General features: G+C 59.6%; 2 protein-coding genes. Both read right to left on the bottom strand.

What is annotated here, in order from left to right; genetic code table 11:
• The coding region (locus R3C19_27385; GenBank protein ID MEZ6064086.1) for a cyclase family protein at window positions 1–1,273 on the bottom strand (1,273 nt) is incomplete at its 3' end.
• Window positions 1,274–1,447: 174 nt separating this feature from the next.
• The coding region (locus R3C19_27390) for an Ldh family oxidoreductase (protein ID MEZ6064087.1) at window positions 1,448–2,260 on the bottom strand (813 nt) is incomplete at its 5' end.

Genomic DNA, 2,260 nt, shown 5'->3' on the forward strand with positions numbered 1-2,260 from the left:
TGATCTCTGGCGACGACGGCCACGATCCGCGGTCTGCGGTGCCCGCAAGAGATCGCACGTCGATGACTCGCAGATCCCCGCAGGTCCATTCCAGAGGGACCCTTTCGGTCGTCAGCTCACTTGTTCCGCGTTTGCCGTATTTCTGTTCATATTCCTCCAGCCAGCCACGGACCTCCGGAGCATACGCCGGCTGTTCATCGTGTCGTGGCAGAGCGAATGCAGGCGGCACCAGGTGAGTTCCCGCTGTGGCATCCATCAGATGCGTGTGGTGCCACATGTCGAGGTAATCGGAATACAGAAAATCGACCTTCAGATAGACCTGCCGATGTTCGCCGGTGCCAATGCCGGGTGACGTGAGCGGCATGGAGGGCGACAGCGTCGGGGAAAGGTCCACGGCTCGCTTGTTGCGGCACGCATCAATCAGCCGCTGCGGCAGTTCGCCGCCGACAATCCCGAACGCTCGCCCTTCGCTGTAGGGGCCGCCTTCGTGCTTTGGTGCCAGCAGGCAATAGAAGGATCCGGTGGCTGGCAGTTGTGCAAGATTTGTCGCTCCTTCGGTCCAGATCATGCCGTGTTTCAGGCCGGCATAGTGAGTCGGTTCGGCAAGGTCCGGCAGCGGTCCCATGCTGGCGCTGTCTGTTCCCAGTGTCATGACTCCACGAGTCGCCAGAAGTTCCATGCAGTCCGGGTCGGGGTCTGGATAGCCGGGAGCTTTGCGGTCGAGAATATCTGCGATGTAACGCCGTCCTTCGGGAAGCGGGCGATAGTATGTGTCCGAGTAATCACTGCGAAACAGCACGACGTCACCAAACTTCACTGTGCGGTAGGCGGACTCGAACCGTTCCACGTGCTGAGGCCGGACGAGCGGGCTGACTCCCTTTGCAGCTTTGTCCAGCAGATCGCGTACATCGACAACACACGCTTCGCCGCCGAATTGCCAGGCTTCAATCCTGTCCGTGTACGCCAATCCCAGCGGGCCGGATTTCGGACGATTCAGATCCGGTCGCGCGACGGAATGCGGTGGGACGTCCAGTTGAGTTCCCGTATTGCCGTCAATCAGCAGAGAGTCAATGTTGTATGCGCTGTCCGGACCAATCGTTCTCTGGTGAACGATCTGAAATCGGGGAAACGGCGCCGTTGGCCAGGTCGCCGGGTATTCCGGAGCCACCAGAAGTGAGCAATCGACAAACCTGGATTCGTCCGCATACGTACGCGAACCGTCAACCAGGATCAGCAGGCAGCAGGCAGCGATCAGTCGGCTGTTGCGAACCATGCAGCAAGGGATCAGCGACAGGAAGTGGAAGGTTGGGCAGGGACGGTTCCAAAGTGTTTGTCTCGCAGGATGCATCAATCGTCTCCGGATATTTCTGCAATGGACCAATGATCGACAGCCATCAACCAATGCCGATTGGCGGGTTACAACGCGCGTGACCACAATTCTCCGTTGCTATTTGTGCCGCGGAGCCTCCACGCATGCACGTTCGGCTGCTTCAAGCACCTTATCGGCCACATCCTGCGGTAGTGGAATTCCGTGTTGTTGAGATTCACGGTAGTGTCGCCATTCTCGTTCTCCCGGCAGCAGGATTTGTTCAACACCGTCGGCAGTCGGCGCTTGATGCAATTCGTCGATCAGTGCTCGCAGGCGCTGGTCGAACTGTTCTCGCGGTGAGATCGCTTCGACGCTGATGGCGATGAAGGAGGCGTTATGGCACGAGGGCTTCGACGGTTCGTCGAACAGCCAGCTTCCCACCTGCCAGGTCATATTTCCTCCTGGCAAAATTGCGGACAGAATTTCGCACCACAGTCCAAAACCATAGCCCTTGTGTCCCGCCATGGGAGCCAGAGCGGCATTGAATGGATAGAGACTTCCGTCGGTAGTGGGGCGGCCTTCGGAATCGATCAGCCAGGTCGGCGGGATGGGTTCCCCGCGCTGCCACGCGGCGTAGACTTTTCCTCCCGCAACAGCAGCGGTGGCGATATCAAGAATGATCGGGTCAGCGCCAGTCACCGGAACTCCATAGGCCAGCGGATTGCTTCCCAGCACTGGCCCGCGCGAACCGGGAGCCGCGACGCTGGGGATGTCGTTGCCGGTCACCATGCTGATGAAACCTTCGCGGGCCGCCAGCGTGGCATAGTATCCGGCGGCTCCGATGTGCCCCGTGTTTCTCAGCCCGACCCAGGCGATTCCGACGTCTCGTGCCTTGCGGATGGCGGTTTTCATGGCATAGACACTGCCGACCTGACCGAGCACGGTGGCTCC

This window comes from Planctomycetaceae bacterium (assembly GCA_041398785.1).
GTDB lineage: Bacteria > Planctomycetota > Planctomycetia > Planctomycetales > Planctomycetaceae > JAWKUA01.